18 protein-coding genes are annotated in these 16,969 nt (G+C 60.5%); 10 read left to right on the top strand and 8 right to left on the bottom strand.

Annotated elements, in window-relative coordinates:
- Positions 1-332: 332 nt before the first annotated feature.
- The 3 genes from RHSP_RS01930 to RHSP_RS01940 all read right to left on the bottom strand — a co-directional run bounded on the left by RHSP_RS01930 (position 333) and on the right by RHSP_RS01940 (position 1,988).
- On the bottom strand, positions 333-893 hold the full coding sequence (locus RHSP_RS01930) for an invasion associated locus B family protein (RefSeq protein ID WP_004107916.1): 561 nt from the start codon (positions 891-893) through the stop codon (positions 333-335).
- Between the two features lie 333 nt (positions 894-1,226).
- A complete protein-coding gene (locus RHSP_RS01935; RefSeq protein WP_004107917.1) occupies positions 1,227-1,616 on the bottom strand; it encodes a YkvA family protein in 390 nt (129 codons plus the stop codon).
- Positions 1,617-1,682: 66 nt separating this feature from the next.
- Positions 1,683-1,988 (bottom strand): 4a-hydroxytetrahydrobiopterin dehydratase, encoded by a 306-nt coding sequence (locus RHSP_RS01940; RefSeq protein WP_004107918.1) that lies wholly within the window; start codon positions 1,986-1,988, stop codon positions 1,683-1,685.
- A gap of 139 nt (positions 1,989-2,127) precedes the next feature.
- On the opposite strand from RHSP_RS01940, the gene RHSP_RS01945 reads away from it, so the two are divergent.
- Entirely contained in the window at positions 2,128-2,610 is a 483-nt protein-coding gene (locus RHSP_RS01945; RefSeq protein ID WP_004107919.1) for a low molecular weight protein-tyrosine-phosphatase, read from the top strand.
- Here the strand turns inward: RHSP_RS01945 and thpR are convergent.
- Both thpR and RHSP_RS01955 read right to left on the bottom strand, forming a co-directional pair.
- Positions 2,541-3,137, bottom strand: coding sequence for an RNA 2',3'-cyclic phosphodiesterase (gene thpR / locus RHSP_RS33305; RefSeq protein ID WP_081615278.1), 597 nt, complete (start codon positions 3,135-3,137; stop codon positions 2,541-2,543). The two genes, RHSP_RS01945 and thpR, sit on opposite strands and share 70 nt — an antisense overlap.
- Before the next feature lie 69 nt (positions 3,138-3,206).
- Complete coding sequence (locus RHSP_RS01955; RefSeq protein ID WP_037149027.1) at positions 3,207-3,857, bottom strand: arylesterase; 651 nt, start codon at positions 3,855-3,857, stop codon at positions 3,207-3,209.
- A gap of 79 nt (positions 3,858-3,936) precedes the next feature.
- Here RHSP_RS01955 and RHSP_RS01960 point away from each other — a divergent pair, with 79 nt between their 5' ends.
- The 4 genes from RHSP_RS01960 to RHSP_RS01975 all read left to right on the top strand — a co-directional run bounded on the left by RHSP_RS01960 (position 3,937) and on the right by RHSP_RS01975 (position 8,805).
- The gene (locus RHSP_RS01960) at positions 3,937-4,647 is read left to right on the top strand and encodes an ABC transporter ATP-binding protein (protein WP_004107923.1); all 711 of its coding nucleotides are present in this window, start codon (positions 3,937-3,939) and stop codon (positions 4,645-4,647) included.
- Positions 4,644-7,193 carry an ABC transporter permease gene (locus RHSP_RS01965; protein ID WP_004107925.1) on the top strand — a complete coding sequence of 850 codons (2,550 nt, stop codon included), beginning with the start codon at positions 4,644-4,646 and terminating at the stop codon, positions 7,191-7,193. Before RHSP_RS01960 ends, RHSP_RS01965 begins: the two co-directional genes overlap by 4 nt.
- A gap of 195 nt (positions 7,194-7,388) precedes the next feature.
- Positions 7,389-8,129 (top strand): Bax inhibitor-1/YccA family protein, encoded by a 741-nt coding sequence (locus RHSP_RS01970; RefSeq protein WP_004107926.1) that lies wholly within the window; start codon positions 7,389-7,391, stop codon positions 8,127-8,129.
- Between the two features lie 118 nt (positions 8,130-8,247).
- Positions 8,248-8,805 carry a GNAT family N-acetyltransferase gene (locus tag RHSP_RS01975; protein ID WP_004107928.1) on the top strand — a complete coding sequence of 186 codons (558 nt, stop codon included), beginning with the start codon at positions 8,248-8,250 and terminating at the stop codon, positions 8,803-8,805.
- A gap of 60 nt (positions 8,806-8,865) precedes the next feature.
- Here the strand turns inward: RHSP_RS01975 and RHSP_RS01980 are convergent, their stop codons facing one another.
- The 3 genes from RHSP_RS01980 to acnA form a co-directional block, all read right to left on the bottom strand.
- Positions 8,866-9,267 (bottom strand): DUF2794 domain-containing protein, encoded by a 402-nt coding sequence (locus RHSP_RS01980; protein WP_004107930.1) that lies wholly within the window; start codon positions 9,265-9,267, stop codon positions 8,866-8,868.
- 359 nt (positions 9,268-9,626) lie between these two features.
- On the bottom strand, positions 9,627-10,370 hold the full coding sequence (locus tag RHSP_RS01985) for a DUF1223 domain-containing protein (RefSeq protein ID WP_037149088.1): 744 nt from the start codon (positions 10,368-10,370) through the stop codon (positions 9,627-9,629).
- Positions 10,371-10,623: 253 nt separating this feature from the next.
- Positions 10,624-13,314, bottom strand: a complete 2,691-nt coding sequence (acnA, locus tag RHSP_RS01990; RefSeq protein WP_004107934.1) for an aconitate hydratase AcnA — start codon at positions 13,312-13,314, stop codon at positions 10,624-10,626.
- Positions 13,315-13,577: 263 nt separating this feature from the next.
- On the opposite strand from acnA, the gene ccmA reads away from it, so the two are divergent.
- The 5 genes from ccmA to RHSP_RS02015 all read left to right on the top strand — a co-directional run bounded on the left by ccmA (position 13,578) and on the right by RHSP_RS02015 (position 16,965).
- On the top strand, positions 13,578-14,225 hold the full coding sequence (gene ccmA, locus RHSP_RS01995; RefSeq protein ID WP_004107936.1) for a heme ABC exporter ATP-binding protein CcmA: 648 nt from the start codon (positions 13,578-13,580) through the stop codon (positions 14,223-14,225).
- A 361-nt stretch (positions 14,226-14,586) separates the two neighbouring features.
- Positions 14,587-15,246 carry a heme exporter protein CcmB gene (gene ccmB / locus RHSP_RS02000; protein WP_004107938.1) on the top strand — a complete coding sequence of 220 codons (660 nt, stop codon included), beginning with the start codon at positions 14,587-14,589 and terminating at the stop codon, positions 15,244-15,246.
- Positions 15,247-15,426: 180 nt separating this feature from the next.
- Positions 15,427-16,188 carry a heme ABC transporter permease gene (locus tag RHSP_RS02005; protein WP_004107939.1) on the top strand — a complete coding sequence of 254 codons (762 nt, stop codon included), beginning with the start codon at positions 15,427-15,429 and terminating at the stop codon, positions 16,186-16,188.
- Position 16,189: 1 nt separating this feature from the next.
- The gene (ccmD, locus tag RHSP_RS02010) at positions 16,190-16,363 is read left to right on the top strand and encodes a heme exporter protein CcmD (protein ID WP_004107941.1); all 174 of its coding nucleotides are present in this window, start codon (positions 16,190-16,192) and stop codon (positions 16,361-16,363) included.
- On the top strand, positions 16,360-16,965 hold the full coding sequence (locus RHSP_RS02015; protein WP_004107943.1) for a DsbE family thiol:disulfide interchange protein: 606 nt from the start codon (positions 16,360-16,362) through the stop codon (positions 16,963-16,965). Before ccmD ends, RHSP_RS02015 begins: the two co-directional genes overlap by 4 nt.
- Positions 16,966-16,969: the final 4 nt, after the last annotated feature.

Genomic DNA, 16,969 nt, shown 5'->3' on the forward strand with positions numbered 1-16,969 from the left:
TGCGGGCAAGGCACGGAAATCTGAAGATTCGCGCGGTGGCGGGACACGCGGTCTGCCGGACACCTGCTGTTGGCGCGGCCTTTAGCATTAATTTCCGCTCGCGTCATCCCTTTCCCTTAAAAGCGAGGATTGGCCCTCAAAAGCAAAAGGCCGGTCGTCTTGGCCGGCCTTGTTCATCGCGGTCGCGGCAACGGGAGGATCACATTACAGCGCCACGCGTCTTTTGAGACGCGCCAAGGACGCTGTAGCGCCTTAAAGTGCTGCATAATTTTCCCTTAAATCGATGTCGATTTAAGGAATTATGCAGTAGCGTGATCCCGCGGTCCTCGATCTTACTTGCAGTTCTCGATCTGCTTCAGCGCGGCGCTGACGCCCTTAAGCGAATAGGTATAGGACGTCGCCGTCCCCTTCTTCGACGTCGCCGTAACCTTCAGCGAGTGGCCGGACTTCAGGGCGGCAACCAGTGCAGGCTCCTGCGCGGCATTCTCGACCCAGGCGGCCTTTTCCTTCGTGAACATCACGAAGGTCTTGTTGTCGATGACAACGTTGACCTTGGAGTTCTCCTTGAGCGGATAGCCCATCATCGCCTGCGGTTCATAGGAGATGTTCTGGCCTGGACGCTGAGACACGATGAAGAAATTCTCACCATGGTCGATGCCCGACGGCGGTGCCTTGGCCGTCGGCACCGAAAGAACGTAGCAGACCTTGCCACCGGCGGACTGGTATGAATAGGCGCCCCAGGCATCGAACTGCTGGATACGCGAAGGAGCGGCCGGCGCTGCTGCTGTTGCTGCAGGTGCCTGCGGCTGCTTCTGCTTCTTGGTCTGCGCGGACGCGATGCCGGTTCCGGCCAGAACGAGCGAGAGGGCGATTGCGAAGCTTTTTACAAACATGGTTTCCTGCCGATTTCTTGCGGTCCAGAGCTCATGGCGATTCGATTGACGCACGCCCGTGCTCGTGAGCTGCTCTATTTTGACTTTATTCAGGTTACCAAACCGTCAACGGAGCGCTGACCACTCTTGGCTCCGTTCCATTTCAATCCAGGTATCGAACGGAGTTTGAAACGCATCAGAAGGAGTTGGAAAACCCGGATGGCGAAATACCACCCTACGGATTCGATTTAAGACAGAAAGATTCAGGCAAGAATTTGACCTCGCTTAAATCAGGGAAGCCTCATAAAGCTCTGGAAAGCCGAGAGGATTCAGATCAACCGCACAAAGCGGCCATCAGGCGGTCTTCATGGCTTCGGGCTCATTCTCCAAAGCCCGGTCGGCGGCATCATAGTGCTCCTGGCGGATATGGCCCCTGATCATGCTGAAGGCGAGCGTCAGCACCGCGACGTCGTCCGTATAGCCGATGACGGCAAAAAAATCGGGGATGATATCGACGGGCATGACGAAATAGCCGAGCGCCGCCAGCAGGATGCCGCGAACGCGGGTCGGCGTCTGCGGGTCGAGCGCACAATAGAAGGCGGCCACGACATCGCGCGAAAACGGAATATGACGAGCCGCCTTTCGCAAGGTCGGCCAGAATTTCCGCCGCACCGATGTCTCCTGCTCTTTTTGGGTTTCTTCGTCACCAGGCATCAGGATTTCCCCGTACTTGATGTCATCCATTCCGTTCACCTCTATCGAGACCCGTCGCCCGGACCGTGTAAACATATGGTGATCGCTTGACGCTATTCAATCGAGCCTGTGGGCAGCAGCCTTCTCCATCGCCTTTGCCAGCTTGATGTCATGATCGGTCAGGCCGCCGGCGTCGTGCGTCGTCAGCTTCACGTCGACGCGGGAATAAACATTGAACCATTCCGGGTGATGGTTGTATTTTTCGGCGGCAAGTGCGGCTTCCGTCATGAAGCCGAAGGCCTCGACGAAATTGCGGAACTTGAAGGTCTTCGAAATCGAAAGCCCGTCAGCCGCAAGCGTCCAGCCACCGAGTTCCGACAGGTTTTGATCGATTGCCGCACGGTCCAGCTTCTCGTATTTCATGACACGTCACTCCTCTCCGGGGCGGTTCAACTCTTCACGGAATCTCCGAACCGCTCTACTTTATTATTTTCACGCAATTCCGGACGGAAAACCGCTACGCACTTTTCCTGGAATTGCTCTCTAGCGGTTGAACGATAGCATGGATCGTCACAGGGTTCTTTTCGTCTGCGCCGGCAATATCTGCCGGTCGCCCCTTGCCGAAGGCATCTTCAGGCACCTGGTTGCACAGGCTGGCCGTTCGGCGGAGTTTGAAATCAATTCGGCCGGCACCGGCGGCTGGCATCAGGGCGAGCGGCCCGATCGACGCTCGATCGCCGTTGCGGCCGGACATGGAATCGACATTTCAGGCCAGCGCGCCCGCCGCATCGAACCAGCCGATTTCGGCCGGTTCGATCTGATCCTGGCGATGGATCAAGACAATTTGAAGAACTTGCGCAAGGCCGCGCCTGCCGATGCTCTCGGCAGGCTGCACCTCTTCAATGCCCTTGCGCGCGGCGACAACAGGGACGTTCCAGACCCCTATTATGGCGACCGCGAGGATTTCGAGGCTGTTTATACCATGCTCTTGGCTGGCTGCATGGCACTTTTACCCAAGGTCGGGAAGGTGCTGCGCGGTTCGTGAAGGGGGAATATCTCTTCGGTGAGATAGGGACCACCGCCGACCGATTCGCGCGAGGACAGAAGCACGAAACGCCCGACCGTGAACGGCGCAGTATAGAAGTTGCCGCGACCGGAAAGATAGTGCACGACATCGTCGACCCGCGAGGACTTCAGCCTGGCGAGCGTGACATGCGGCGTGAATTTGCGGGGATCGGGCTGCAGGCCGATGCGCTGGCAGATACGCTCGATCTCGCCTTGCAGCGCGAACATGTCCGGCGTCTGCGAAACACCGGCCCAAACCGAATGCGGCTTCTTGGACCCGAAGGAACCTATGCCCTCCAGCCGAAGCTGGAACTCAGGGCGATCTATCCGGTCCAGCCGGTCGACGATCTCATCCGCAGTGCGGCCATCGACATCGCCGATGAAGCGCAAAGTGATGTGATAATTTTCAACGTCGATCCACCTGGCTCCCGGGAGACCACCGCGCAACAATGACAGGCTCATGGCCGCGTTGCGCGGAATTTCGAGGGCGGTAAAAAGTCTCGGCATGACGAGCACTCCCCGAATCTCTTGCAGGTAATACGTAGGGAATCACGCATTTGCAGTCGGTGCAAGCATCTATTTCGCACCTGCGTCAATCATCCCTACAAAACTTATAACGGCCGGTAAGATGCGCTCGACCATTAGATCGACGCCCTTGGGGTTCGGATGCATGCCGTCCGAGAGCTGCAAATCCGCATGCGTGGCGACGCCGTCGAGGAAGAACGGATAGAGCGCAAGCTGGTATTGGTCGGCCAGGCGCTTGTAGATCGGGTTGAACTTGTCGGCATAGTCCTGCCCCATATTCGGTGGCGCCAGCATGCCGACGAAGAAGATCGGGATCTTTCTGCCCTTCAACCGCTCGATCATCGTCTCGAGGTTCTTTTCCGTTTCTTCCGACGGGATGCCGCGAAGCGCGTCGTTGGCGCCAAGCTCCAGGATCACGCCGTCGGTGCCGTCGGGCACCGACCAGTCTATGCGCGACAGCCCGCCGGAGGTCGTGTCGCCGGAAACGCCGGCATCGGCGACCGCCACATCCAATCCCTTGGCCTTCAGTGCCGCCTCCAGCTTGGCGGGAAATCCGTCGCCGGGTGGCAGCTGATAGCCCGCCATCAGGCTGTCGCCGAAACCGACGAGCTGGATCGTCCGCGCCTCGGCAGCGCCCACCGCGCCAAACAAAAGACCGAAAGTGATGACAGCGAATTGAAACGCAGCAACTTTAAAACCCATGATCCATTCCCTAGATTCGCTGCTCGGGCTCATCGCCCGCCATTGTCTCTGATGTTCTCTGATATATAGGGCGTTCGCATTGGCAAAAACCATCATCGAGCTGAAGAAGGCGGATTTGACCCTCGGCAATGCCGCTGCGTCGGTCCATGTGCTGAAGAGCATCGACCTCACCGTCATGGAGGGTGAAGCCGTTGGTATCGTCGGCCCGTCCGGCTCCGGCAAGTCCACCCTGCTGATGGTGCTGGCCGGCCTCGAAAAGCTCGATAGCGGCGAACTCTTGATCCGCGACACACCGCTGCATAGCCTGAGCGAAGATCGCATCGCCGATTTTCGCGGCCGCAATATCGGCATCGTTTTCCAGTCATTCCATTTGATCGCCAATATGACGGCTTTGGAAAACGTCGCCGTGCCGCTGGAACTTGCCAATGTGCGCGACGCCTTCGACATCGCCCGGCGCGAACTGGAAGCGGTGGGGCTGGGCGAAAGGCTCACCCACTATCCCGGACAGCTTTCCGGCGGCGAACAGCAGCGGGTGGCGATCGCCCGCGCGCTGGCGCCTTCGCCTGCCGTCCTGATCGCCGACGAACCCACCGGCAATCTGGATACGGATACCGGCCGGCAGATCGCCGACCTGCTCTTTGCCCAGCAGGCCGAGCGCGGCACCACCATGCTGCTCGTCACCCATGATCCGGCGCTTGCCGCCCGCTGCTCGCGGCAGATCCGCGTTCGCTCCGGCGAGATCGAGAATGACAGTGCTCGGACGCGAGTCAATCAGGCGGCAATCGCATGACAAGCGCGGCGCGAATGCGCCTGACACTCGCCTTCCGCCTCGCCTTGCGCGAGCTGCGCGGCGGCCTTGGCGGCTTCTACATCTTCCTCGCCTGCATCGCGCTCGGCACCGGCGCGATCGCCGCCGTCAATTCCGTTTCCCGCTCGATCACCGACGCCATCTCGACGCAGGGCCAGTCGCTACTCTCCGGAGACGCCCGTTTCGTGCTGCGCAATCGCGAGGCCACTCCCGAGGAGCTCACCTATCTCCAGGGTCTCGGCAAACTCTCTCGCTCGACGAGCCTGCGTTCCATGGCTCGCCTGCCCGACGGCTCCGATCAGGCGCTGGTCGAGGTCAAGGCGGTCGATGGCGCCTACCCGCTCTACGGCACCTTCGAAGCCGAGCCCAATCAGCCGCTGTCGACCCTGCTTGCCGGAAAGGATGGTAGCTATGGCGCCATCGTCGCGCCGCTGCTGCTCGAGCGCCTGAACCTCAAGGTCGGCGGCGAGTTGCTGCTGGGCAATACGAAACTGCGGATCACCGGCACCATAAAGACCGAACCGGATGCCGTCTCGGAAGGCTTCGGCTTTGCGCCCCGCCTGATCACCAGCCGCGACGCGCTCTCCTCCTCCGGCCTGATTGCAACGGGCAGCCTCGTCGAGCAGGCCTATCGGCTCCGTATGGACGATCCCGCAGCCGGCCTGCGCAACATCGGCGATCGCGCCAATGCCGCCTTCCCGCAGGCGGGCTGGTCGATCCGCACCAGTGCGCGTGCCGCCCCCGAACTTGCCGACAACGTCACCCGCTTCTCGCAGTTCCTGACGCTCGTCGGCCTCGCCGCGCTCATCGTCGGCGGCGTCGGCGTCGCCAATGCGGTGCGGGCCTTTCTCGATTCGAAACGCACCACCATCGCCACCTTCAAATGCCTCGGCGCACCGGCCTTCGTCGTGGTGTTGATCTATCTCATCCAGATCTCTGTCATTGCGCTGGCTGGCATTGCGATCGGCCTTGTTCTCGGCGCTATTGCGCCGATCATCGCCTCGCAGTTCATGGCCGAATTCCTGCCGATTTCGACCGCGCCACGGCTCTATCCCGGCGCGCTGATGCTGGCTGCCCTCTTCGGCCTGCTGACGACGCTTGCCTTTGCTATTCCGCCGCTCGGCCACGCCCGCGAGGTGCCGGCGACGGCACTGTTCCGGGAACAAGGCTTCGAAGCGCGCCGCCTGCCCGGCTGGCCCTATCTGCTTGCCGCCGCCTTGCTGATGGCGGCACTTGCGGCTCTGGCGATCGTCACCGCCTATGACCGCTTCATCGCAGTCGTCTTCGTCGTGTCGATCGCCGGAGCCTTCGTCGTGCTGCGCCTGGTGGCCGCCCTGCTCTCCTGGCTTGCCCGCCGCAGCCCGCGCGTGCGATCGCCGGCGCTGCGGCTGGCGATCGGCAATATCCACCGACCGGGTGCGCTCACCTCGTCCGTCGTGCTGTCGCTCGGCCTCGGTCTCGCGCTGCTGGTCACCCTGACGCTGATCGACGGCAATATGCGCCGCGAATTGATGGGCCGTATGAGCGAACAGGCACCGAACTTCTTCTTCGTCGACATCCAGGGACCGGAGCTCGAAGGCTTCCGCAAGATCGTCCTCGACATCGACCCCAAGGGCAAACTCGTCGAGGCACCGATGCTGCGCGGCCGTATCATCGCCTTCAACGGCGAGGATGTCACCAAGATGAAGGTGCCGGCCGCAGGTCAATGGGTCCTGCGCGGCGATCGCGGCATCACCTATGCCGATACAATGCCGGAAAACGCCTCGGTCACGGAAGGCAAATGGTGGGACAAAGACTATGGCGGCGAACCGCTGGTGTCGTTTTCCGATGAGGAGGGCAAGGCGCTCGGCCTGAAGCTCGGCGACAAGGTCACCGTCAACGTGCTTGGCCGCAACGTCACCGCCAAGATCGCCAGCTTCCGCAAGGTGCAATGGCAATCGCTGTCGATCAATTTCGTGATGATCTTCTCGCCCAATAGCTTCAAGGGCGCGCCGCATGCCTGGCTCGCGACCCTGACGGATGCTTCCGCCTCCTCGGAGCAGGAGGCTGCGATCCTGCGGAAGGTCAGCAATGCCTACCCGACCATTACCAGCGTCCGCGTCAAGGATGCGCTCGATGTCGTCAACACGCTTGTAGGACAGCTCGCCGCTGCGATCCGCGCCGCCGCTTCGGTGGCGTTGATTGCCTCTGTGCTGGTACTGGCGGGCGCATTGGCAGCCGGCAATCGCGCCCGCACGCATGATGCCGTCATCCTCAAGACGCTCGGCGCAACGCGGGCGACGTTGATTCGCGCCTTCAGCTATGAATATCTGATCCTGGGCGCGGCAACCGCCGTCTTCGCGCTCATCGCCGGCTCCGCTTCCGCCTGGTACATCGTCAGCCGCATCATGCACCTGCCTTCGGCCTTCCTGCCCGACGTCGCCATCTCCACCCTCGTCATCGCCCTGATACTGACGGTCGGAATAGGTCTCATCGGCACCTGGCGCATCCTCGGCCAGAAAGCGGCTCCCGTTCTGCGCGAGCTGTGAGCCCTTCTGCAAATTAACCGAATGCCGCGAAAACGGCCCGATATTACATCGATTTAACATGGGTCCGCCCGCTGGACCCTTGTGTACAAGGCTCGAAAGCCTCATATTCTCTACAGGCATGCTGGAGCTCCGCAGCGGCGCCTGGGCCTGAACGGCCCGACACCGTATTCACATCGGAGCTTAAAAGAGGAAAACATGGCTGACTTTCGCAACTACCAAAACCGGGCGCAGAGCGGCGCGCAATCCGGTGCGATGATAGATGAGGGCCTTCGAGCCTACATGCTCAAGGTCTATAACCTGATGGCGCTGGGTCTGGCGATCACGGGTGTTGCCGCCTATCTCTCCTTCTCGCTCGCTTTCGCTAACGGACATCTGACGGCCTTCGGCCAGGCGATCTACCTGAGCCCGCTGAAGTGGGTGGTTATCTTCGCCCCGCTCGCAATGGTCTTCTTCCTGAGCTTCAGGATCAACCGCATGAGCGTGGCCGCCGCGACGACGACCTTCTGGGTCTACGCCGCGCTGGTGGGCCTGTCGCTGTCGTCGATCTTCATCATCTACACCGGCCAGAGCGTCGTGCAGACCTTCTTCGTGACCGCCGCCTCGTTCGGCGCGCTGTCGCTCTACGGCTACGTCACGAAGCGTGATCTCTCCGCGATGGGCTCGTTCATGATGATGGGTCTCTTCGGCCTGATCATCGCCTCGCTGGTCAACATCTTCCTGGCGTCGTCCGCCGTGCAGTTCGCGATCTCGGTGATCGGCGTCCTGATCTTCGCAGGCCTCACCGCCTATGATACGCAGCGGATCAAGGAAATGTACTTTGATGCCGACGACGTGGCGGTAGCCGGCCGCAAGGCGATCATGGGCGCCCTGTCGCTCTACCTGGACTTCATCAACATGTTCATGTTCCTGCTGCAATTCCTCGGCGACCGCCGTTAACAGCACGGTTTGAACGAGATATCGGAAGGCGGCTTCGGCCGCCTTTTTCGTTTGCCTGGTGGCCAACCCTGCTATTTGATAGCGACGTCCGCAAACCGCAGATCAGGCAATGAAAACAATGTCCGTCAGCCTTCGCAGCGCTACTCTGAACGACCTTCCCCACATCACCGCCGTCTACCGCGATTCCGTGCTGAACGGCACGGCAAGCTACGAGATCACGCCACCGGGCGAAGAGGAGATGGCAGGCCGCTTTCAAGCGATCCGTGACAAGGGCTACCCCTATCTCGTCGCCGAAGACGAGGCCGGCGCGTTCCTTGGTTATGCCTATGCCTCGTCGTTTCGCACACGGCCCGCCTATCGCTGGATGGTGGAGGATTCGATCTATCTGGCACCGGAGGCCCGCGGACGCGGCGTCGGCCGGCTATTGCTGAGCGCCTTGATCGAGACCTGCCAGACATTGGGCTTCCGCCAGATGGTGGCCGTCATCGGCGGCGCGCATCCGGCCTCCGTCGCCGTGCATCGCGCGGCGGGCTTTTCCGAGCTCGGGTTGCTGAAGGGCGCCGGTTACAAGCATGGCCGATGGCTGGATACCATGTTGATGCAGAAGTCGCTGGGCGAAGGAGACGGCACCGATCCGGATCCGTCTGTTTATCCGGGGACGTTGTTTGGAGGGTAGATCTGCTGTCGTTTTGAGCCTGTGGCACCCCCTCATGCTACACGGCCAGCTTTAAAAGACTTACTTCTCCACCAGCTTCAGCTGCTTGTCGAAGACCTTCAGCACTTGGCTCAGGTCATGTCCGCGTTTCAAGGTCATGCCGTTGGTGTTGATGACCGAAAAGGCGCCCTGCTTGGCTGACAATTTCGGGTTCTTTTCGATGCGAAAGAGCGGCATCTCGCCGGAACGCTTGAAGACGGAGAAAACCGCCTTGTCCTTGAGATGGTCGATGGCGTAGTCGCGCCACTCACCCTCGCCGACCATGCGGCCGTAGATCCAGAGAATCGCATCCAGTTCGCGGCGTTGGAAGGTGACCGGTAGCGGGTCCTTGCTCTGCTTGTACTCCTTGAGATCGACGACAACGGAGGAATTCGTATCGACGGAACGGCTTTCGCCGTGTCGCAAATCCGGCTGATCAGTCATCAATCCCCCAGCGGTTATCTCATGACAGGAGAATGACAGTTTGCCTCAGCCACACCAAATTGCAAGACGGCTGACAGCTCACAATTTTTTTCCCGCGCCTGAAAGCATCTCGACAGCGCCGCATTTCAGTCAAAAGGACGCCTAATTTACAGGAAGTATAGAGGGCCGTTTGGCGCCGCCGCGCCAAACGGCCCGGCCGGGGCGCATCGACTAAACCCCAGCCCCGAATGCGTCCTCGCCGGGCACCTCCCCTTTTTGGCGCTAGCCAAAATAGGGACTCTTTTTGGCGCAAGCCAAAACACGAAATCTTTTTCGCATCAATCGAAACGGAGCGCTTTCCGGCCAGCTGGAAAAGCCGCTCAGCCGTCAGAACCGACCGTCAGAACCGCCGCACCGAGGATGGCGGCAGGATCGCCCGATGTCGACGACGACTGCAGAAGGACTGCAAGTCCCCGCCGCCCGGCCTTGCTTAACACATTGGCAGGCAACACGATATTCATCGCCTTGCCATCCCACATGCCAACGGTTTCGACATCGGAAACCGCATGCATGTAGGCAATCTGCTGGCCGTTGTTTTCACCGCCCTTCGGAGCCACCAACTGCTCCTTGTCGAAATAGACGACGACCACATTGGCCTTGCCCTGACCGGCGCCGATCTTGATCGAAAGCTCGTCATCCTTCATGGCGGCATTCACCTGAACCGTCAGTCCTTCGCCATCGTGCTGGAAAGAATCGAGCTTGACGTTGATCGCGTTGAGGTCCGAGCCATTCATGTGAACCCGGCCGTTGACGATGGCCTGCGGCGTATAGACCCCGCTGCGACCGAATGTGCGGGCATAGGCATATTGGCGCGCCGTATTTTCCTTGGTCGCCATGGTGTCGTTCCAGCCGAGATAGTTCCAATAGTCGACGTGATAGGCAAGTGCGACCACATCGCCCTGGCGAATCAGCTTGCGGAAGGCGGCATCGGCCGGCGGACAGGAGGCGCAGCCCTGCGCGGTGAAAAGCTCGACCACGCCCCTGATCTTCGCAGCCTCCTGCGCATGCAGCGAACTTGCGAGCGCGATGCCTGCCAAAAGTGGAACCGAAAATCGAAGGCACATTTCCATCTTACCTCTGCATCAAATTCCGTCGACCGCCAGCGCAGCCTCCAAGATATTCGCGCTCCTTGGGGCGATAAAGCCATATCAAGCCGGAAAAATCTGAAACAAGAGATAATAGTTTAGTGCGATGACGCAAAGTCACGATGGGGTGAGGCCTGGGCCGCGTGGCAGCAGCGCCGTACACATCACCGTGAAAAACAAGAGGCCGCCGGGAGAGTTTCCCGGCGGCGCACAAGATTAGCTCAGACGCCAATCAGGCAGCGAGATCGCGCAGAACGGTCTGCAGGATGCCGCCATTGTTGACGTAGACGACCTCATCCAGCGTATCGATACGGCAGATGATCGGGATATCGCGAACCGTGCCGTCGCCATAGGTGACCTTGGCGATCTTGCGCTCGCGCGGCTTGATGTCTGCCAGGCCTTCGATCGTGACGAGTTCGTCGCCCTTCAGGCCGAGGCTTGCCCAGGTGGTGCCGTCCTCGAAGACGAAGGGAATGACGCCCATGCCGACGAGGTTCGAGCGGTGGATACGCTCGAAGGACTGGGCGATCACGGCGCGCACGCCGAGCAGGTTCGTGCCCTTGGCAGCCCAGTCGCGCGACGAGCCATTGCCGTATTCGACACCTGCGAAGATGACGAGCGGAACGCCTTCTGCCTTGTACTGCATGGCCGCATCGTAGATCGACGTCTCTTCCTTGGACGGGTAGTGGATGGTGTAGCCACCTTCCTTGCCGTTCGCGCCGAGCATGTGGTTGCGGATGCGGATGTTGGCGAAGGTGCCGCGCATCATGACTTCATGGTTGCCGCGGCGCGTGCCGTACTGGTTGAAGTCGGCGACACCGACGCCATGACCGATGAGGTAGGAACCGGCCGGCGAGGCAGCCTTGATCGAACCGGCAGGCGAAATGTGGTCGGTGGTGATCTTGTCGCCGAAGAGGCCGAGAACGCGAGCGCCCTTGATGTCGGAAACGCCGGCGCCCTTCTTGCCCATGCCCACGAAGTAAGGCGGGTTCTGGACGTAGGTCGAGTTGTCGTCCCAGGCATAGGTCTGGCCCGGAGGAACCTGAACCGCCTGCCAGTTGGCATCGCCCTTGAAGACGTCGGCATACTTGCTCTCGTAGAGCTCGCGGGTGACGTACTTCTGGATGAACTCCTGAACCTCATGCGAGGTCGGCCAGATGTCCTTCAGGTAAACGGGCTTGCCGTTCTGGTCTTCGCCGATCGGCTCCTTCGTCAGATCGAGCTGCACAGAGCCTGCAAGCGCATAGGCGACGACGAGCGGCGGCGAAGCCAGGTAGTTTGCCTGGACGTCAGGCGAAATACGGCCTTCGAAGTTGCGGTTACCGGAGAGAACGCCCGATACGATCAGGCCCTTGTCGTTGATCGTCTTGGAGATCGGCGCCGGCAGCGGGCCGGAGTTGCCGATGCAGGTAGTGCAGCCGAAGCCGACCAGGTTGAAGCCGAGCTTGTCCAGATCGGCCTGCAGGCCGGACTTGGCGAGGTATTCGCCGACGACCTGCGATCCCGGTGCGAGCGAGGTCTTGACCCATGGCTTGGTCTTCAGGCCCTTGGCAACGGCGTTGCGGGCGAGCAGACCGGCAGCGATCAGCACCGACGGGTTGGAGGTGTTGGTGCAGGAGGTGATGGCAGCGATGGCAACGTCGCCATGGCCGATATCGAAATCCGTGCCTTCAACCGCATAGCGGTTGGAAAGCTGGCCGGGCTTCTTGTATTCGGTATCCAGCGAGGTTGCGAAGCCGGAAGCGATGTTTTCCAGCGCGATGCGGCCTTCCGGACGCTTCGGGCCAGCCATTGACGGCACGACGTCGCCAAGATCGAGTTCCAGCGTGTCGGTGAAGACGAGGTCGGAACCGTCATTGTCGCGCCACATGCCCTGAGCCTTCGAATAGGCTTCGACGAGCGCGATGCGGTCCTTGGCGCGGCCGGACATGTTGAGATAGTTCAGCGTTTCCTTGTCGACCGGGAAGAAGCCGCAGGTCGCGCCGTATTCCGGACCCATGTTGCCGATGGTGGCACGGTCGGCGAGCGGCATGTTGTCGAGGCCGGGGCCGAAGAATTCGACGAACTTGGAAACGACGCCCTTCTTGCGCAGCATCTGCACGACGGTCAGCACGAGGTCTGTCGCGGTCACGCCTTCCTTGAGCTTGCCGGTGAGCTTGAAGCCGATGACTTCCGGAAGCAGCATGGAGACCGGCTGGCCGAGCATCGCAGCTTCAGCTTCGATACCGCCCACACCCCAGCCGAGAACGCCGAGGCCGTTGATCATCGTCGTGTGCGAATCGGTGCCGACGCAGGTGTCGGGATAAGCGATCGTTTCGCCGTCCTCTTCCTTCGTCCAGACGGTCTGGCCGAGATATTCGAGGTTGACCTGGTGACAGATGCCGGTGCCGGGAGGAACGACGCGGAAGTTCTTGAATGCCTGCTGGCCCCACTTCAGGAAGCGGTAGCGTTCGCCGTTGCGCTGGTATTCCAGCTCGACGTTCTTGGCGAAAGCCTGCGGCGTGCCGAATTCGTCGACGATGACGGAGTGGTCGATGACGAGGTCGACGGGAACGAGCGGATTGATCTTTTCCGGATCGCCGCCGAGGGAGACCATCGCGTCGCGCATGGCAGCAAGGTCGACGACGGCGGGAACGCCGGTGAAGTCCTGCATCAGCACGCGTGCCGGGCGATAAGCGATTTCGTTCTCGACGGTGCCCTTGTTGGTCAGCCACTCGGCGACGGCAAGGATATGGTCCTTCGTGACCGACTGCCCGTCTTCAAAACGCAGCAGGTTTTCCAGAAGCACCTTCATGGAATAAGGCAGCTTGGAAACGCCGGGCAGACCATTGGCCTCAGCCTTGGGAAGGCTGAAATAGACATAGTCTTTCCCGCCCACGGTCAACGTGGAACGACAATTGAAACTGTCAAGAGATTTAGACACGAGATACCCCGTTTCTGATAGCCAACACAGTCGTGCGAACGCCTATGCACTTTATGCACATCAGGATGCGGGTACGGCCATTTCCGCTGTCCGCACGTAAGGCAGAAAACCTTAAGTTCGGCGCAAGGATGAAATTCACGCCGACCGCTGGCGTGGTTGCAGGTCTTATAGATAATTTCGTAAAGACTTGCCAGAGTGACAAAGCGCAAATTTGGACAATTTTTTGCGCGTTGCGGCAACGAAAACGGGGAAAGCCTGAGCGAATGCATCTATGCGCTGAAAATCTGGCGGCAAGGCGGGGCGAGGACCTGATTTTCTCGAATGTTTCCCTCAACTTGGCTGGCGGCGAAGCCCTCGTTCTGACTGGCCGCAACGGGTCTGGAAAATCAACGCTTTTACGAGTTATCGCGGGCCTTCTCAGGCAGGAAAAAGGCACTGTCACATTCACCGGAAAAGACGGAGAATCGGCCCGGCCGGCAGGCGAGGCCAGCCACTATCTTGGCCATCGCAACGCGATGAAATCCGAGCTGACCGTGACAGAAAACCTGACCTTCTGGAAAACCTTCTTCGGCGACATGGCGGGCGGCTTCGGTCTGGATGTCGATGAAGCGGCTGACGCCGTCGGGCTCGCCGACATCATCCATCTGCCCTTCGGCTATCTCTCCGCCGGCCAGCAGCGGCGAATCGCTTTTGCGAAGCTTCTCGTCGCCTACCGCCCGATCTGGATCCTCGACGAACCGACCGCAGCGCTCGACAGCTCGGCCGACCAGCTCTTCGCACAACTGATCACGGCGCATCAAAAGAATGGCGGCATTGTTCTTGCTGCAACGCACCAGCCGCTGGGATTGGAGAATGTGCAGGAAATGCGGATGACGGGGTTTGCCGGGGTGAGCGAAGGGGTTTGGGGATGAGACAGATACTTTTGCCTATGCCGCACCTTCGTTACCCTCCTCGTGCTGCACGCCTTCATGACATCTCCCTTATGAGAAGCTCATCGCTGCGCGATGAGTTACCCCCCTCTGTCACTACCGTGACATCTCCCCCACAAGGGGGGAGATCGTGGACGGCAGCACCCTGCCTCAAGCAACTTCGATATGATCTGCAAATGCCGGAAGCCATTGCTTGGACCCGAGTGAGCTACAAGTTACCGATCTCCCCCCTTGTGGCGGAGATGCCCCGAAAGGGCAGAGGGGGGTGGCGAGAAGCAAAGGCTTCTCGCGCCTTGAGCCAAGCGAAAAGCAATCACTCCGCGCAGTTTGAAAGTCATCGTCCATGACCGCCCTCTTCCTCCGCGATCTGAAACTTTCGGTGCGCGCCGGCGGCGGGGCGCTGATCGGCATTCTCTTCTTCCTCACCGTCGTCACCGTCATCCCCTTCGGTGTCGGCCCCGATCTCAAGCTTCTCTCGCGCATCGGCCCGGCGATCGTCTGGATTGGAGCGCTGCTTGCAAGCCTTCTCGGCCTCGACCGGCTGTTCCAGGCCGAGCGTGACGACGGCTCGCTCGATCTGCTCGTGACGCAGGAAACGCCGCTGGTGCTGACGGTTTTCATCAAATGCACGGCGCATTGGGTGGCGACCGGCCTGCCTCTCGTCATCGCCTCACCGCTTCTCGGCCTCTTTATGAATATGAACGAGACGGCGATCGGCGCGACGGCGCTGACCCTGCTTGTCGGCTCACCGGCGATCACCTTCATCGGTGCGGTCGGTGCCGCCGTCGCCGTGGCGCTGCCGCGCGGCGGACTGCTGGTCTCCATTCTCGTGCTGCCGCTGACCATTCCCGTGCTGATCTTCGGCGTCAGCGCCACCTACGCCGCCGTCGAAGGGCCGCAGCCCTTCCTGCCGCCGTTCCTGATCCTGATCGCGCTCACCCTGTTCTTCGCCGTCCTCGGCCCGGCCGCTGCCGCTTTGGCATTGCGGAACACGACTGATTGATCAGAGCAATTCCAGGAAAAGTGGCAAGCGGTTTTCCGTCCGGAATTGCGTGAAAACAAAAGGGTAGAGCGTTTTCGCGTTTCGAAGAAAAGCGGAAAGGCTCTAACGGTGATACTGTTTCGTCGATCTGAGACAAAGCGGTCGATTGCCGGAAAAGCCATATCGGGTTAAACAAGCCGCATGAGCGATATCAGCCCTGCGATCAGCCGTTTTTCCGACCTCGCCAACCCCACGCGGTTCCTGGCCTTTTCGGCGCGTCTCATTCCCTGGCTGGCGGTCATCTCGGCCGTGCTTTTCGCGATCGGCCTTTATTTGTCCTTTACGACCTCGGGCGACTACCAGCAGGGCGATACCGTCCGCATCATGTATATTCACGTTCCGGCAGCCTGGCTGTCGATGATGTGCTATACGATCATGAGCATGTCGGCGATCGGCACGCTCGTCTGGCGCCATCCGCTGGCCGATGTCGCCGGCAAGACCGCGGCCCCGCTCGGCGCCGCCTTCACGCTGATCGCTCTGGTGACCGGCTCGCTCTGGGGCAAGCCGATGTGGGGCACCTATTGGGTCTGGGATGCGCGCCTGACCTCAGTCTTCATTCTGTTCCTGATGTATCTCGGCCTGATCGCGCTGAACCGCGCCATGGACGACCCGTCGAAGGCGGCTCGCGTCGCTTCCATCCTGACGCTGGTCGGCTTCATCAATATCCCGATCATCAAGTTCTCCGTCGACTGGTGGAACACGCTGCACCAGTCGGAAAGCATCATGCGCATGGATGGCCCCGCCATCGATGCGGAATTCCTGCGGCCGCTCTTCATCATGGCGCTTGCCTTCACGCTGCTGTTCTTCACGCTGCATCTGATGGCGATCCGCAACGAGATCTGGCGCCGCCGTATCGCCGCGCAGCGCCGTATCGCCGCGCGCATGGCGAGTCGGGAGGAATAGCATGACGCATCCCTTCTACGTCTTCGGCTCTTATGGCTTTGCCGCCTTCATGATCCTTGCGATCATTGCCTGGGTATGGATCGACGGACGCTTACGCCGCCGCGAACTGGCAGCCCTCGAAGCCTCCGGCATCCGCCGCCGCTCGCAGCGCGCGCCCGAGAGCGAGACGAAATGACTGCCGATACCGACAATAAGAACCAGCCGAAATCGGGCGGCACGGCACGCTATCTGCTGGCGCTGATCCCGCTGATCGTCTTTGCCTGCATCGCCCTTGCTGTCGGCAAGGTCATGTATGACCAGGAAGTCCATGGCACCGACATATCGGCCATTCCCTCGGCCCTGATCGGCACCAAGGCACCGAAATTGGCGCTGCCGCCGCTCGAAGGTTCCAATCTGCCGGCGCTGACCGATGACGCCATCAAGGGCAAGCTGACGCTGGTCAACGTCTTTGCCTCTTGGTGCATCCCCTGCCGCGACGAGCATCCGGTGCTGAAGGAACTCGCCAAGAGCGGCCAACTCAATATCGTGGCGATCAATTACAAGGACACGAGCGAGAACGCGCTCCGCTTCCTCGGCGAACTCGGCAATCCCTACAATGCCATCGGCATCGACCCCAACGGCTCTGCCGCCATCGACTGGGGCGTCTACGGCATTCCGGAATCCTACCTCGTCTCCCCGGACGGCACGATCCTCTACAAGCAGGTCGGCCCCTTCACGCCCACCAGCCTGAAGGAAGGGCTCTATCCGGCTATAGCGAAGGCGACCGGCAAATCCTGAGCAA

The organism is Rhizobium freirei PRF 81, assembly GCF_000359745.1.
In the GTDB taxonomy this organism is placed as follows: Bacteria; Pseudomonadota; Alphaproteobacteria; order Rhizobiales; family Rhizobiaceae; genus Rhizobium; species Rhizobium freirei.

Coding starts and splice junctions, on each gene's coding strand:
- RHSP_RS01930 (WP_004107916.1), bottom strand. CDS start 893: ATGTTTGTAAAAAGCTTCGCAATCGCCCTCTCGCTCGTTCTGGCCGGA.
- RHSP_RS01935 (WP_004107917.1), bottom strand. CDS start 1,616: ATGGATGACATCAAGTACGGGGAAATCCTGATGCCTGGTGACGAAGAA.
- RHSP_RS01940 (WP_004107918.1), bottom strand. CDS start 1,988: ATGAAATACGAGAAGCTGGACCGTGCGGCAATCGATCAAAACCTGTCG.
- RHSP_RS01945 (WP_004107919.1), top strand. CDS start 2,128: ATGGATCGTCACAGGGTTCTTTTCGTCTGCGCCGGCAATATCTGCCGG.
- thpR (WP_081615278.1), bottom strand. CDS start 3,137: ATGCCGAGACTTTTTACCGCCCTCGAAATTCCGCGCAACGCGGCCATG.
- RHSP_RS01955 (WP_037149027.1), bottom strand. CDS start 3,857: ATGGGTTTTAAAGTTGCTGCGTTTCAATTCGCTGTCATCACTTTCGGT.
- RHSP_RS01965 (WP_004107925.1), top strand. CDS start 4,644: ATGACAAGCGCGGCGCGAATGCGCCTGACACTCGCCTTCCGCCTCGCC.
- RHSP_RS01970 (WP_004107926.1), top strand. CDS start 7,389: ATGGCTGACTTTCGCAACTACCAAAACCGGGCGCAGAGCGGCGCGCAA.
- RHSP_RS01975 (WP_004107928.1), top strand. CDS start 8,248: ATGTCCGTCAGCCTTCGCAGCGCTACTCTGAACGACCTTCCCCACATC.
- RHSP_RS01980 (WP_004107930.1), bottom strand. CDS start 9,267: ATGACTGATCAGCCGGATTTGCGACACGGCGAAAGCCGTTCCGTCGAT.
- RHSP_RS01985 (WP_037149088.1), bottom strand. CDS start 10,370: ATGTGCCTTCGATTTTCGGTTCCACTTTTGGCAGGCATCGCGCTCGCA.
- ccmA (WP_004107936.1), top strand. CDS start 13,578: ATGCATCTATGCGCTGAAAATCTGGCGGCAAGGCGGGGCGAGGACCTG.
- ccmB (WP_004107938.1), top strand. CDS start 14,587: ATGACCGCCCTCTTCCTCCGCGATCTGAAACTTTCGGTGCGCGCCGGC.
- RHSP_RS02005 (WP_004107939.1), top strand. CDS start 15,427: ATGAGCGATATCAGCCCTGCGATCAGCCGTTTTTCCGACCTCGCCAAC.
- ccmD (WP_004107941.1), top strand. CDS start 16,190: ATGACGCATCCCTTCTACGTCTTCGGCTCTTATGGCTTTGCCGCCTTC.
- RHSP_RS02015 (WP_004107943.1), top strand. CDS start 16,360: ATGACTGCCGATACCGACAATAAGAACCAGCCGAAATCGGGCGGCACG.